The sequence below is a fragment of the Rhizobium sp. P28RR-XV genome (assembly GCF_012641385.1).
Taxonomy (GTDB): domain Bacteria; phylum Pseudomonadota; class Alphaproteobacteria; order Rhizobiales; family Rhizobiaceae; genus Rhizobium.
The window spans coordinates 32630-47324 of record NZ_JABAIG010000023.1; the positions used below are offsets into that span (position 1 = coordinate 32630).

At 61.5% G+C, this 14695-nt stretch carries 12 protein-coding genes and 1 pseudogene; 3 read left to right on the top strand and 10 right to left on the bottom strand.

The window, feature by feature from the left end:
* Nucleotides 1-47: 47 nt before the first annotated feature.
* Nucleotides 48-998: a LysR family transcriptional regulator gene (locus tag HGP12_RS31520; protein WP_168843869.1), complete on the top strand. Its 951-nt coding sequence runs from the start codon at nt 48-50 to the stop codon at nt 996-998.
* Nucleotides 999-1034: 36 nt separating this feature from the next.
* Here the strand turns inward: HGP12_RS31520 and HGP12_RS31525 are convergent, their stop codons facing one another.
* The 10 genes from HGP12_RS31525 to HGP12_RS31570 all read right to left on the bottom strand — a co-directional run bounded on the left by HGP12_RS31525 (nt 1035) and on the right by HGP12_RS31570 (nt 10397).
* Nucleotides 1035-1649: a flavin reductase family protein gene (locus HGP12_RS31525; RefSeq protein WP_168843868.1), complete on the bottom strand. Its 615-nt coding sequence runs from the start codon at nt 1647-1649 to the stop codon at nt 1035-1037.
* Complete coding sequence (locus HGP12_RS31530) at nt 1646-2872, bottom strand: acyl-CoA dehydrogenase family protein (RefSeq protein ID WP_168843867.1); 1227 nt, start codon at nt 2870-2872, stop codon at nt 1646-1648. The genes HGP12_RS31525 and HGP12_RS31530 overlap by 4 nt, the downstream gene beginning before the upstream one ends.
* 61 nt (nt 2873-2933) lie before the next feature.
* A complete protein-coding gene (locus tag HGP12_RS31535) occupies nt 2934-3713 on the bottom strand; it encodes an alpha/beta fold hydrolase (RefSeq protein WP_168843866.1) in 780 nt (259 codons plus the stop codon).
* A 24-nt stretch (nt 3714-3737) separates the two neighbouring features.
* A complete protein-coding gene (locus HGP12_RS31540) occupies nt 3738-4751 on the bottom strand; it encodes a zinc-dependent alcohol dehydrogenase (protein ID WP_168843865.1) in 1014 nt (337 codons plus the stop codon).
* Nucleotides 4748-5791 (bottom strand): branched-chain amino acid ABC transporter permease, encoded by a 1044-nt coding sequence (locus HGP12_RS31545; RefSeq protein ID WP_168843864.1) that lies wholly within the window; start codon nt 5789-5791, stop codon nt 4748-4750. The genes HGP12_RS31540 and HGP12_RS31545 overlap by 4 nt, the downstream gene beginning before the upstream one ends.
* A gap of 4 nt (nt 5792-5795) precedes the next feature.
* Nucleotides 5796-6653: a branched-chain amino acid ABC transporter permease gene (locus tag HGP12_RS31550; protein ID WP_168843863.1), complete on the bottom strand. Its 858-nt coding sequence runs from the start codon at nt 6651-6653 to the stop codon at nt 5796-5798.
* Nucleotides 6640-7371 (bottom strand): ABC transporter ATP-binding protein, encoded by a 732-nt coding sequence (locus tag HGP12_RS31555; RefSeq protein ID WP_168843862.1) that lies wholly within the window; start codon nt 7369-7371, stop codon nt 6640-6642. The genes HGP12_RS31550 and HGP12_RS31555 overlap by 14 nt, the downstream gene beginning before the upstream one ends.
* Nucleotides 7368-8063, bottom strand: a complete 696-nt coding sequence (locus HGP12_RS31560) for an ABC transporter ATP-binding protein (protein WP_205926759.1) — start codon at nt 8061-8063, stop codon at nt 7368-7370. Before HGP12_RS31560 ends, HGP12_RS31555 begins: the two co-directional genes overlap by 4 nt.
* Before the next feature lie 136 nt (nt 8064-8199).
* Nucleotides 8200-9498: an ABC transporter substrate-binding protein gene (locus HGP12_RS31565; RefSeq protein ID WP_168843860.1), complete on the bottom strand. Its 1299-nt coding sequence runs from the start codon at nt 9496-9498 to the stop codon at nt 8200-8202.
* Between the two features lie 80 nt (nt 9499-9578).
* Nucleotides 9579-10397 carry an SDR family NAD(P)-dependent oxidoreductase gene (locus tag HGP12_RS31570; protein ID WP_168843859.1) on the bottom strand — a complete coding sequence of 273 codons (819 nt, stop codon included), beginning with the start codon at nt 10395-10397 and terminating at the stop codon, nt 9579-9581.
* A gap of 212 nt (nt 10398-10609) precedes the next feature.
* On the opposite strand from HGP12_RS31570, the pseudogene HGP12_RS31575 reads away from it, so the two are divergent.
* Both HGP12_RS31575 and HGP12_RS31580 read left to right on the top strand, forming a co-directional pair.
* Nucleotides 10610-10714 (top strand): annotated as a pseudogene (locus HGP12_RS31575) (4Fe-4S dicluster domain-containing protein); the annotation flags it as partial.
* Between the two features lie 1031 nt (nt 10715-11745).
* Nucleotides 11746-14688 carry an NAD(P)-binding protein gene (locus HGP12_RS31580; protein ID WP_168843858.1) on the top strand — a complete coding sequence of 981 codons (2943 nt, stop codon included), beginning with the start codon at nt 11746-11748 and terminating at the stop codon, nt 14686-14688.
* Nucleotides 14689-14695: the final 7 nt, after the last annotated feature.

Sequence of the window (14695 nt, forward strand, 5' to 3'; positions counted from 1 at the left end):
AATAGAATGCTTGATAATTTTTTCGGCGATTTATATTCGTTATTGTTATGAAGATCGATGAAAGGCACCTCGCGCAGCTCGCAGCGGTCGTCCAGGCAGGCGGCGTGACCGAGGGTGCGACCATGCTCGGGCTCAGCCAGCCGGCTGTGTCGCGCACGCTTGCGATGCTGGAAAAGCGTCTGGGCGAGCCGCTTTTCCTCAAGGGACGGCGGCCGCTGCAACCAACGCCGCTCGGACGGGCGCTGGCCGATCACGGCCAAACCATCCTGACCTCTGCCCGCAAGGCATCCACCCTCGTAGAAGGCTTTCGCCATGGCCGCACCGGGCTGGTGCGCGTCGGCGGCACGCCTTTCTTCATGGATGCTCTGATCGCCGGCATGGTCGCGGGCTTCCAGAATTCCTTTCCCGACGTCCGCATCGAGCAGAGCTACGGCTATCTTTCCGAACTGCGCGCTGCCATCGTCGCAGACCGGATCGACCTCGCCATCTGCCCGATCGACATGCTCGAAGAGGGCTCGGGCATGCATTTCCAGGAACTGTTGCCCGGCCGCAATGTCGTGGCCTGCCGCGTTACGCATCCGCTGCTGCTCAAGCGCAAGCTTGCGGGTCCTGAACTGCTTGACTTTCCCTGGATCGCGCCGCCGCCCGGCAGTCCGCTGCTCGCTGATCTGCGCAGCCTGGTTCTCTCGCTTGGCGCCACCGAGACGAAGATCCGCTATGCGGGCGGTTCGCTGACGAGTGCGATCAACTACATGAAGGAAAGCGACGCATTGACCATCCTGCCGCATAGCGTCGTCTTCGCCTACCGCAACGACAGGGCGATCACCGCGCTGCCGGTCGAAATCCCCCATCCGGAGCGGGCGCTCGGCCTGCTCCGGCGCTCGGGCGATCTCGGCGCACCGGCCATCGAGGCGTTCTCGGCGCATCTTCGCAAGAGTTTCGAGAATCTGAGGCATCTGATCAAGCGCCACGAACAGTCCGTGATCTGGGGCATGTAGCGGGAAAAGCCGGCGGACACTCGCCGGCCTTTTTTCTCAGAAGGTCGCAGAATCGTCCGGCCACAACAGCACCGGCGCCGAGGCAGTATCGGCCACCGGACCCAGCGCGTGCCAGGCCCGGTTGGAATACACCAGCGCTTCAGCTTGCCGCGTCGCATGCGCGCCGGATGAGACGGATGTCAGTTCCGCCGTCACCAGGCAAGCGCCCGGCGTTTCCAGCCGGCCGCGCAGCTCAGCGCGAAACCAGAGCTCGACCTGCGGATAGTATGGCTCTCCGCTGTCGAGGCGCGACCAGCGCACATCCGGTCCGAAGCGATCCTTGCCGGATGTCGCGCAGAGCCGGGCGAGTTGCATATCGGCACGGCGTACGAAATGCACGACGACGGATGCGGCGCGCTCGACCACCTTCGCACTTGAGGACGATGCCGAGAGCGAGAAGGCGACCATCGGCGGGGCGGCACTGATCGAGATCAGCGAGCTTACGGTCAGCGCCACAGGACCCTCGGCACCCTCCGCCGTGATGATGGCGACGCCGGACGGATGGTGCCTGAAGGCGGCCAGGAACGCCTCCGTGAGGCCGGAACCAGTGGCGGCGGCGCCTGTTTCGGGCGCAGCCCCCTTGCCCGGCATTTCTTTCGCCGGCGCGCTCATTTCTTCTCGACCAGGTCGTAGAACTGCCAGGTGCGGTCGCTCCACAGGCCGGCAATGTCGCGGCCGGCAGCGGCGACGACGTTCGGGTTTATCGTGAAATGGTTCGCGGCCGTCAGCATCTCGCGATAGATCCGCTGCATCACGCCGTAGCGCAGCGAAGCTCCACCGAGCGACCGATAGACGAAATGGCAGGCATCGACGCCGGCCTCATGCACTTCAGATTTAGCGAGATGCACCAGGCTGATCTGGCGCGTCGTCATCCGCTTGCCGGCCTCGATCGATGCCTCGACCTCGCGCCAGACCTCGAAAAGGAAGGCGCGGGCGGCCCGGACACGGGCTTCGGCCCGGCCGAAATCGTACCAGAACTTGTCGCTTTCGCCGAGCAGGCCGGCGCGGCCGGTCTTGGTCTTCGCGTATTTCGCGGCCTCGTCGAGCATGCGGCGCGAGGCACCGATCGCCCAGCCGGAATGGCCGATGGCGGCAAGACCCACCACCCCGAGGCTGAAGAATTCCTGCATGCGCTGCGGCTCGGCAGTCAAGATCGGGAACACCATGTCATCGGGAATGAAGACATTATTGGCGGTATAATCGATGCTGCCGGTGGCCTGAAGGCCAAGGACGTTCCAGTTGCCGAGCAGCTCGTAGTCGTCGACCGGCGCATGGGCGCAGAGCACGATTACGTCGCCCTTCTCGTCCTTGGCCGGTTGGCCGTTGCCATCGTCGAGCAGGGCTGCGGTATGAGTATAGGTCGCGTGGTAGATGCCGCTGGCATAGGACCATTTGCCGTTCAGACGATAGCCGCCGTCGACCTTCGTCAGCATGCCGGTCGGCGTACCCTGCCCGGAGAACCGGTTGTCGGTCTTGCCGCCGTACAGGCGGCTGATGGCGGTGTCGGGGAGGAAGGCCGCCGACATCGCGCCGATGCAGGCATGAACCATCGAGACCCAGCCGGCCGCGCCGCTGTGATAGGTGATGGCCTCGATGAGCCGCAAGCCCTGCGTCGGCGAGAGCTGCGCGCCGCCAATGTCCTCGCCGGCGAAGATATGGCTCATGCGGATAGGCTTGAGCGCCTCGAAGGTCTCGTCGTTGAGGCGGCCGAGCTTCTCGTTCGCCTCGGAATTCTTGTCGAGGATCGGGCCGATCTTCTCGACATGAGCCATGAGGGACGCGAAGTCCGTCTTCGTGCCCCAGTAGCCGGATGCGTGCTTGATAGGTGCGTTCATTGACAGTTCCTCCTTGATGGTCCTGGTCGTCGCAGATCGCCCGCGGCGCCGCGCTCGGGTTTCACTTGGCGAGGAAGTCGCCGATGGCGGTGACGGTGCGTGGATCTTCCTGCATGGCGAAATGGCCGACATTCTCGATGATCAGCGTTCGGGCATTCGGGATGGCAGTCTGCCAGAGCGGCGCCTGCGAGGCGGGCAGCATACGGTCCCTGTCGCCCCAGACGATCAGGGTCTCGTTGGGGATCCGGTTCAGCCAGCGGCCGAGATTCGGATGACCCATGCCGTGCACCTTGAGAAGGTTGCCCAGCGCCGTGCCCTCCTTCTCGCGGGCGGCGAGGAAAGCCTCGACCGAGGGGCATTCCGAACCGCCCGGGAAATAACGCGCCGCGACCTCGATATTATGGGCGAGATAGGCGGGAAACTGATCCGGCGGGATCTGGCTCAGATCCGCGCCGGGATGATCCTGATGGTTGAGGCCGGCCGGCGCGTTCAGCACCAGCCTGCCGAACCGTTCGCCGGCGACGGCGGCGATCTCGGCCGCCATCCAGCCACCCATGGAATGACCGACCAGATGCGGGCGCTCAAGGCCGAGCGCCGTGACGAGGCGGAGATTGTGAACCACCATGTCCTGCATGCCGGAAATGTGCGGCGCCTCGGCGCTCTCCCCGAAACCGGGATGGAAGGGCAGGTAGACGCGGAAACGGTCGGCAAGGCCGCGCGCCCAGTCGTGCCCCTCGATCGTTGCCGCGCCATGCAGGGCGAGCACGGCGGGGCCGTGGCCGATCGCCTTCACGACCGTGAGGACGCCATCGATGTCCTGCGTCAGGGTCTCAAACTCCATAGCCTATCCTCCTCGTACATTCGGTCACGCCGCATCCGCGGCGATCAGCACCTTGCATTGTGTCGTTCGGCGCCTGAGCCCCTCGAAGGTCTCAGGCACGTCGTCGAAGCCGACCCGGCCCGTAATCAGCGCCTGGGGGCGGTAGCGGCCGGCGCCGAGCGCACCAAGCGCCGTCTCGAACTCGGCCATGTTGAAGAACACCGCGAAGACGAGCCGGATTTCCTTCGACAACGCCGCGAAGGGATCCCATTCGTCGCCGCCGACGCAGAGACCGACGCCGACCACCGTTCCGTGGGTGCGGACGAGCTTGCAGGCGAAATCGATCAGACCGCGCTTGCCGACGCATTCGAAGACGATGTCGGGTGCGCCGCCCGTTTGGACACGGAAATCGTCGGCAAGTCCGGGGCCGGAGATGGCAAAGCCGGTCGCGCTGACCGAGGCCGCGCGCTCTTCCTGATGCCGGTTGATGTCGGCGACGATAACATCGCGGGCGCCATGGCGCCGCGCCCAGAAGGCGACCAGCAGGCCGATCGGTCCGGCGCCGAGGATCAGCACGCGGTCGCCGGCCTTCAGTCCCGACCGCATGACGCAATGCAGTGCCACGGCGACCGGTTCGGCCAGTGCGCCTTCCTCGATGGGAAGGTCGTCGGGCAGGATACGGCATTGACGGGCGGCGACGGTGGTGAATTCGGCATATCCGCCGCCGATCAGCCGCATCTCGGCGCACCATGCGGGCTCGCCCTTTATGCAATTGTCGCATGCGCCGCATCCGCGCATCGGCGCCACCGCCACCCGGTCGCCCGGCTTGAGCTCGGAGACGGCGCTGCCGCGTCGGATCACCTCGCCGGCAAATTCGTGGCCGAGCACATCGTGGCGGTTGAGGCCGAAGGTCGTCGGGTCCTCTGTCATGTGCAGGTCGGATCCGCAGATGCCGCAGGCGGCAATCCTGAGCAGAACCTCATCGTGCGCCGGCTCCGGGACGGGACGTTCGCCCACCGTCAATGGCAGTCCGACGCCATCGAACAGAACGGCCTTCATGTCGGGTCCTCCATCAATCTTCGTCGCGTCGGAAACCAGGGCGCGTCAACGACCTTGCAGATCAGACCCCAGAGGCCGCCGCGCGCGAAAAGCGCCATGAACACGGTGAGCAGGCCGAGCACCACCAGATAGGTCGCGCCATACTGGCCGAACCAGCGCTCGGCGAAGAAATAGATCAGCGCCCCGATCAGCACGCCTTCCAGTGAGCCCAGCCCGCCGACCATGACGATGAAGATCGCGACATTGGCCCAGTTTGGGTCATAGGCGGAAGGTGGCGTGATGCGCAGCTGGGCCATGAAATAGATGGAGCCTGCAAGGCCCGTACCGACAGCCGCGGCAACCCAGATGAGGAAGCGCAGCTGGCTGACATTGACGCCTTGGCTTGCCGCCGCGACCGGATTGTCACGCAGGGCGATCAGCGCCAGCCCATAGCGCGAGCGCATGAGCCAATAGCTGCCGCCGACCGTGACAAGCAGCATCAGCGCGCAAAGGAGCGAGACGCCGACGGCGCGTTCCATGGGCGAATAGCCGGTCATGACGCGCAGGCTCATGCCCGCGCCCCCATTGACGTAGCTGAAGACCGAAGTTGCAAGCCGCAGCACCTCGGCGACGACCCAGGTGCCGATCGCGAAATAGGGACCGTCGAGCCGGTGCAGCAGGCCATAGGTGGGGATGGCGAGCAGGGCGGGCGCGATCATCGCCAGCAGCACGGCGACGAACGGATTGATGCCCCAGAGCTGCGCCATAACGAACATCATATAGGCGGCAACGCCGACAAAGACCTGCTGACCGACCGACACCAGCCCGGCATAACCGGCAAGCAGGTTCCACATCTGGGCGACGGCGATGTAGCAGCAGAGCTCGACTACGTCGCGGATCAGACCCTGGCTCGCCCAGAGCGGCATCGAGGCGATGCTGAGGAGCGCGATTACGCCCAGCCCCATGGCGATGACACCGGAAAGGGTCTGGCGCTGAACGCGGACCGGCGGCAGATCCGTGGTGCCGGCTAGGCCCGGTGCGGTTGCGAGCGCGTGGTTCACGGTCTCAGTCCTTTCCGAGAATGCCCTGCGGCCGCAGTGCGAGAATGAGCAGGAAGAGGAGGTGGCCGGCGAGAATGCCGAAGCCGGGATCGATGCGGAACCCGATCGACTGGCCGATGCCGAGCACCATGGCGCCGATGAACGCGCCCCAGATCGAGCCCATGCCACCGATGATGACGGCCTCGAAGGCATAGATGAGCTGAAAGGCGCCATCGGCCGGCGATACCGTCGACCGCATCGACTGGAAGACCGCCGCGAAGCCCAGGATACCGACGGCAAGCGCCGTCGCACCGGCATAGACGGCCTTCGGATCGACACCGGTCATCGCCGCGGCCTCGACATCGGCGGCGGCCGCGCGCAGCGAACGCCCGAAGCGAGTATATCGCATCGTGGTCGCGAGTGCCGCCGTCAGCACGGTGGCTGTGACCAGCACGATCACGGGCAGCACCCCGACGAAGAGCGGCCCAAGCTCGAAGGAGGCCTGGGCAATGCCGCCGCTCGGCAACGAACGCGTATCGGCCGACCAGACCTGCAGCATCGCGTTCTGTAGCGCGATCGACAGGCCGAAGGTAGCTATCAGCGAGGGCAGCGGGTCGGCACCGACGACGCGATTGAGGATCAGCCGTTGCAGGATGATGCCGATGATGCCGCCAAGCGCGACGAGCACGATCAGCACCGACCAGGGTCCGAGGCCGAATGTCGAGGCGAGGCTGATGCCGATCAGCGCCAGCAGGATCATCAGATCGCCATGGGTGATGTTGACGACACGCATGACCCCGAACATCAGCGCCATGCCGAGGGCATATTGTGCATAGAGGCCGCCGAGGAGAATGCCCTGGACCAGTCCGTCAAGCCACTGCATGGGATGCTCCGAAATAGGCTTCGCCGATCGCCTCGCGAGACATATCCGCGGAGCGACCGGTCAGGGTCACGCGACCCTCCAGCATGCAGTAGAGCCGATCCGAGGCGGACTTGGCGAGACCGACATCCTGTTCGACCAGCACGATGGCGGTGCCGTTCTGCGAAATCGACGGGATGGATTGATAGATTTCCTTGACCACCTTCGGTGCCAGACCGAGGCTGATCTCGTCGCACAGCAGCAGGCGCGGCTGGTTGAGCAGGGCGCGGCCGATCGCCACCATCTGTTGCTGGCCACCGGAGAGGGACTGGACCGGCGTCGCCTGCTTTTCTTCAAGGATCGGAAACAGCGCATAAATGCGCTTGATCGTCCAGGCGTCGCCGCGGTCGGGTGCGGCATGGTCGACGGCCACACGCAGATTGTCGAGCACCGACATGCCGGCAAACAGCCGGCGCCCCTCGGGCACGATCGCCACGCCGTCGGCCACCATGTTATGCGGCCGGCTGCCGCCGACCGCTCGATCGCCGAGGCGCACCATGTCAGGCGCGACCTTGATCAGACCCATGATCGATTTCAATAGCGTCGATTTTCCGGCACCGTTTGCGCCGATCAGGGCGACGACTTCGCCCTCGGCGATTTCAAGATCGACACCATAGAGCGCCTGAAAGTCGCCATAGCGGGCCTTGAGGCCGTGGGTGGAGAGAAGCGTCTTTCCCGTCATCCCTCGATCCCCATATAGACGCGCCGGACTTCCGGGTTCTTGATGACGTCGTCCGGCAGCCCCTCGGCGATCTTCTCGCCGAAGTTCAGGACCATGATCCTGTCGGCCACGGCCAGCAAAGCGTGTAGAACATGCTCGATCCAGACGATGGTGACGCCGCGGTCGCGGATGCGGCGGATCAGCTGCACGAGCGCCTTGCCTTCCTCGTCGGTCAGTCCGCCGGCGATTTCGTCGAGCAGCAGCAGGCTCGGACTCGAGGCCAGCGCGCGGGCCAGTTCCAGCCGCTTGCGGTCGAGCAGCGTCAGCGATCCGGCCGAGCGGTTGGCCTTGTCGGCCAGCTCGCAATCACGCAGAATCTGCGCGCAGAGCGCATAGCTCTGGGCCTCGGTACGCCCGCCCCCGAAGGTGGCGGCCACGAGAAGGTTTTCGAAGGTCGACATGCCGACATAGGGCCGGGGGATCTGGTAGGTGCGGCCGATACCGATCTTGCAGCGCGAATAGGGCGGCTGACCGACGAGGCGCTCGCCGGCGAAGACGAGTTCGCCGGCATCGTTCCTGAGGTCGCCGCTGATCAGGTTGAACAACGTGGTCTTGCCCGCCCCATTGGGGCCGAGGATACCGAGCACCTCGCCGCCCCGAACGTCGAAACTGATGTCATGCAGGACGCGGAGCGCGCCAAAGGATTTGCTCAATCCTCTCGCTTCTAGCAATACGCCGTTCAATCGATCCTCCGCTCCGGGCCACGGCAGGCGCCGCCCCTCCGGTCTTCATGCCTTCAGATAGCCGGGCGGGCGGGCCGCCCGGCAGCAATGCCCAACGCGTCAGGGATCAGCTCGCCCAGGGAATCACCTTCATCTTCTGTTCGGGTTCGAACAGTTTGTTGACGGTGTTGTCGACGATCCTCAGGTCGTAGGGCCATGTCTCGCCCTTGACCCACTGGCCGCCGAAAATCGGCGTCGTCGAAACATTCTTGTGCGGACCACTGGAGAAATCGATCTTGCCGATCAGCGTATCGATCTTGGTCTCGACCATGGCATCGCGGATCGAGGTGCGGTCGAGCGGATTGGAAGCGCGCTTGAGGATGTCGAGCGCCACTTCCCAGATCGCGTGGCTGTAGCCAAGCGGCTGCGTCCACTGCTTCTTGGTCTCGCTCTCCCACTGGTCGGCGATCTTGCGGCTCACCTGACCCGTCAGCGTCGACTTGAACGGGAAGGCGGGTGTCCACCAGACCTCGGACGACATGCCGTCGCCGAGCGGCCCGAGCGCCTGCACTCCACCTGGGAAGAGCAGCGCTGCGGCCACGGTGACGGCCTTGGGCTTGTAGCCCTGCTGGGCGCACTGGTTGATGAAGGTCTTGAGATCGTCGGGATAGGTGATACCGCCGACGATTTCGCAGCCGGCATTCTTGAACGCGGCGATCTGCGCCGAATAATCATTGGTGCGCGGCTGGAAGAAACCGGGAACCGTGATTGCGAAACCGGCCTTCTGGGCCGGCGCGGGCAGGCCGTAGTCGTTGTTGCCCCAGGTCTCGCCATCGGCATTCTGCGGGAACAGCATGCCGACCTTGCGGTTCGTGTCGAGCGTATTCCACAGGCCGACAAAGGTGTTAAGCGCCTCGTCGAGGCCCCAGAAGAAGTGATATGTCCAGTTGAACGGCTTGTTCTGGCCGCCACGCGGAAAGATCACCGCCTGCCAGGGTGCGCCGGTCGACAGGCAGGGGCATTCGTTAAGTTCCGCCTGGTCGGCCGAAGGGCTGACGGTGTCGGTTGTTGAGGCCGGCAAGAGCAGATGCACCCCGTCGTTCAGGATGAGGTCGCCGGCGACCTCGGCGGCGCGGTTTGGGTCGGACTGGCTGTCGCGGATCAGGATCTCGACATCGAACCTGCCGGCTGAAGTCTCGAGGCCGTCCTTCAGCATGGCCTTGACTTTCTGGGCCGCCCAGCCGTCGGTCTCGCCGAACAAGGCGAGAGGGCCGGTCGTCGGCGTCACGAAGCCGAGCTTGATCGTGCCGGACGATTGCGCCCTGGCGATCATCGGTGCGCCGAGTACGGAGGCAGCGAGCCCGGCACCCATGCCCTTGAGCACGGTCCGGCGGGATGGCTGCGCAAATTTCGTCTTCAGATCCACCTTGGTCTCCTCCCTCTGGTGTTCTTGTCATCTGCACGCCCATTCGGTGACGGCCGGTCCTCCCAGACCCGCCAATCGCCTCACCTGATGCGGTTCATCGAACCGCCGTCTATCACGATCTGGCTGCCGGTGACGTAGGACGAGCAGGGTGACGCCAGATAAAGCGCCAGCCCCTTGATGTCCTCGGTGTCGCCGATCCTGCCGACTAGCGACTGCTCCTCGAAAGCCTTCCGGTCGGCGGGGATCTTCAGCCGGCCGCCGGCAATATTGGTCATGAAAGGACCGGGCGAGATGCAGTTGACGAGGATGCCGAACATGCCCAGTTCCATCGCCATCTGCCGGACGAAATGATCGACGCCCGCCTTGGCCGGCATATACGGCGTGCCGACGATCGCCTCGTTGATCTGGCCGGCGATGGAGGAGGTGACGATGATCCGGCCGCCGCCTGTCGCCTTCATATGGCGCGCCGAGTGCTTCACGGTCGTGTAGACCGACGAGAGATTGACCTCGATGACCCGGTCCCAGTGGTGATCGTCGAGTACGTCGATCGCACCTTCGGCGATACGCCCGCCGGTCGTCGACAGGAAGCCAGGCCCGGCATCGATGCCGGCATTGGCGAAGACCACGTCGATCCGGCCATGCCGCTCAGCCACGGCATCGAAGGCTTCCTTCATACGCGGACGGTCGGCCACATCGACGACCTGTCCCCACACATTGCCGCCATTGACCTTTAGCTCTGCCACGACGCTGTCGAGCATTGTTGGATTGAGATCGAAAATACAGACCCGCGCGCCGTTATCCGCCATTACCTCAGCATAAGCGCGACCGATACCGCTGGCGCCGCCGGTAACGATGACCGATTTGTCGCGAACGTCGAACATCTCTTGCAATGTCGCCATTCTTCTCCTCCCAATTACAGAGAGGCTAGCAGCGGCGGACGCCTGACTAGATGATTTTTTTCAAATTTAATATGTCAATTGGTTATAATCTAAGACGCTTTCATCGGTATTTCCATTGCCGTGCCCAAGGCAGATTTCGGCGTCTTCGAAGAGCGGTTCGCACGATGATGAGTGGGGAGCTTGCGGCTTAAGAAGCTTTTCAGGTGCCGGGCCTTAATTGCGTCCACTGCAAGACCTGAGACATCAAGGATTCCAACCAGAACATCAACTGGGTTCCGTCGCAGGGCGGCGAGGGGCCGGTCTATCCGAATATGTGAGATGCAATGACCGAGATCGGGCAAAAGGCCTGAGACTTAAGTTCCATAGGCGTTACCCCTCAATTTAACTAATCGCCTGAAACAGCGAGCTATTTCTTGACGGTCACTGGTTCGATTCCGGTCAAGAGCGTCTAGATCATCTTCCAGTAGCGATCGCGCTTCACCGTCCTTAAGGCTTTGGGCGCTTCCTGAAGCCGAAGCGTGGCGCGAGGCAAAGGCATTAAGAGATCCAGCACAGAGAGGCCTGCAGGCGTGGGCCCCTTTGACGCCGCAGGGGCTCTCCAGGCCGCCGGCGTGTAAGCTGCCCTGTCCAGCAGGTCTCGGTTCGGTCTGGGCCAAAATACACGCTCAGTTGAGCGATCGTTGAGACATGTATGTGGGTGGGCATGTAATCCGGCCTCAAACGCGCCAAATCTGACGGAAAGGTTCTCGGCCGTCCCACAATGCTCAATGACACTGTGAGTCGGCGTCGCGCAATGACCCCACCAATCTTTGAAATATCAACACCTTGTGACGCCGATTTGCCGCTAATCACCGTGCCAATTCACATGTTGTGTCTCACAACGATACATCCGAGCGAAATGGTTTGGATGAATGTCACGTCTTGAACACCGTGAATTCTATACCCCGTTGGGAACACGTCGAAAATCATCGACTTCAAGGCATCTTGATCACCTAATAGAATTCAGGGCCTGGCGGCCACTGGCCCCACGATTCAACCGTGAGGGCACGGGATATCTCTCGCCGCCACTGTTATGTGCACCCTTGAGAAATTAAATCGGAAATTGCATATATTAGATAGTTGGAAAATTATTGCAGGAGGTGCCAAGCAGAATTCTGACCGAGATACCTGCATACCGAAAATCGCTGTCATCCTGGCCGCGTTGTTCGCTACGGCTGACTGAGCGTCAGAAGTCAAATGCATTTGAATTCCGATTGAATAACACCGTCCGTGCGGCGCTATCCGCATTTGGATGACGTCAAGCGGCTTGTTTGAACAATGAGTGTCTTGGGACAGGGAGCTTGCATTCATGACGCAGGGAACGAGAAAGATCGCCATCATTGGAGGTGGGATCGCATCTATTGCTGCTGCCTATGCACTGACGCAGCAGGTCGGCTGGCAACAACGGTATGACATAACAATCTATCAACGCGGATGGAGACTTGGCGGCAAGTGTGCGAGCGGACGCAATCGAAAGAAAGCAGATCGGATAGAGGAACATGGCTTACACATCTGGGCTGGCTTCTACGACAACGCTTTCAGCCTGATTCGTTCATGTTACGACGAGCTTGTCGCTCTTAAGCTTCGCTCGCCAGATGCTCCGCTCGGGACTCTCGATAAAGCATTGAAGCCTTTGAACAGCTTCATGCTCACAGAGAATGTGCCGGGCACCTCCCCACAGGAATGGCGTCCTTGGTTCATTGAATTCCCACCAAACGACAAGGTACCGGGCACTGGCGGCGTGCTGCCGCAGCCCTTTGACTATTTCAAGCGGGTTGCTGAGTTTCTTGCCTGTCAGGTGGATTCCATAGAGGACAAACTGCCGCAGCAGAATCCGTCAAGCGGGGCAACCGCCATTCGTACGCCAATACATCACCTCGTGGCCTATTCCCGGACAATGCCGAGCGACGCGCGATTGCACACGGCCAAAGACAACGACGAACTCATGGAAATTCTGGAAGGAGTTCGCATCTGGCTTGACGGCATAAAGCCGGGCGAGTGGATCAATGATGATGTAGCGCGAAGGGTTTACTTCATGCTGGATCTCGGAACGGCCTTTGCGACTGGCATGGTGGTGGACCTGGTTTTTCTCCGCGGCTTCAATTCCATCGATAATATTGAATGCACGGCATGGCTTCTCAAGCACGGAGCTTCCCTGCAAGCCGTCAACTCCGCAGCGTTCCGCGGTTGTTACGATTATGTCTTCGGATATCCGGCCGGCATACGTGATCATCGCGGCGTTGGTGCGGGCACTGCGATGCGCGGCTTGCTCCGGCTGGCGTTCACCTACAAGGAAGCTTTATTTTTCAAGATGCAGGCGGGTATGGGCGACACGATCTTTGCACCATACTATCAGGTCTTGAAGCAGAAAGGGGTACGGTTCAAATTCTTCCATGCGGTGACCAACCTTGCGCTATCGGTGTCGCGCGATGCCGTGGAGCGGATTGATCTGGTCGAACAGGCGCGGGTTCTTTCCGGCTCCTACGATCCTTTGTTTGACGTCAAAGGCCTGCCGTGCTGGCCTTCCGAACCGGATTGGTCGCAGCTCGTCGACGGCGAAAAGCTGTGTGAGAGCGGTATTGATTTCGAATCGGAAAAAATACCGGAGCCGGTTGGCCTTCCGAAGTCTCTTCGTCGTGGCGTCGATTTTGATGATGTCATTCTTGGAGCGTCACTGGCATCTCTGCCCTTTATGACGAAGGAGCTCACGCACGCCTCCCCGCGCTGGAAGCAAATGCTTCAGAAGGTCGAGACGGTCGCCACATGTGCGGTACAATTCTGGCTGAACAAGCCGACTTCAGAGACCGGATGGCCGGCGCTGGTGCGGTCCTACAACCAGTACAGCAAGTTCAATCCGACGAATATGCAAACCGTCATGACCGGTTTTGCGGAGCCGCTCGACACTTGGGCGGATATGAGCCATTTGCTCGTTCGCGAAGCCTGGCCGGATCCCGCTCCTCAATCGATCGCCTATTTTTGCTCGCCCTCAAGAAACGCCGACGTGCCATTGCCCTCCATGCAAGAGCAGGCAGCAAAATGGGCTGATGAGCACCTGGTCCGGATTTGGCCTGAAGCCCGCAATACCGACGGCGGGTTCGACAGAAATTTGCTCGTTTCTCTCGAGGGGCAATCGGAGGGCGCCCGCTTCGCCAATCAATATTTTCGTCAGAATTTTTATGGTTCCGAGCGCTATGTGCTTTCCGTTCCCGGTTCACTCGACTATCGCCTGGCTCCCGATGAATCGGGTTTCGTCAATCTCGTTATTACCGGCGACTGGACACTTTGCGGCATCAATGCGGGATGTGTCGAAGCCGCTACAATTTCCGGATTGGCCGCCGCAAGAGTATTTACCGGCTCTACTGAACCTATCTACGGAGAGCTTGATCTGGTGCCGAGCGAGCTGTCGACGCCCGCCTTGCTATCTTCAACAGGTGCACCCTATGCTGATTGGCCGCTTACTTCAGCCTTTCTTAGAGGATCAATGGAAGGGGTTTTCAGCTTCCACGCGTTTGCCGTGGATCAAGTGACGCAAATGCTTGCTCCCGGTCTTGTCTTATCGAAACAATCGCTGACGCCTCCAAAAACACATCCGGTAACGTTCCTGTTCAATCAGCAGACGAATGTGAGGGCGAGTTTTTTGCCGCAGATCATGGGCTTCAAGAGTTATCTTGAGAACATTGTCGCAATCAACTGCGTCGAGATCGAAGGCGGAGACGGTACGGTATTCAGTTTTCTGCCGGCATTGTTTCTGGACAATGCACTGGCGACCTATTCCGGCCGACTGTTCTACGGACTTGCCAAGCAGCTCGCCAACAACACGTTGAATGGCTCAGTTTATCGCACGGTGAGCGAGGAAGATCTCCCAATCTGGCAGATGCGCTACTTCGATCACGCACCGATCGGCCGGCTGGTACAACTCGGAAATATCAGCCTTGTTCGGGCGCTGTTGGATGCGCCTATCCTGACGCCTCGCTTCTTCGGAACCTGGCAGGCGATGGCTTTCGATTTTTCTGTCGGATCGGCATTTGCCGCACCGGTCGCAGCCCATCTCGATATCTACTCGACAAATGGGATTGGGCTGCCCGCAGGGCGGTTGATATCGCCACCGTTCAGGGGAGGGCAGGGGGAAAATGGCCTGCCCGGAGCATTTCGGTGCTGGACCGACTGGACGCTCAGCAATCCGTTCGATTCGTCACGGGTCAAAACGGTCGCAGCTGCACAGAGGTCGTTCGACTTTAATTGGAAGCAATGAGACCGAA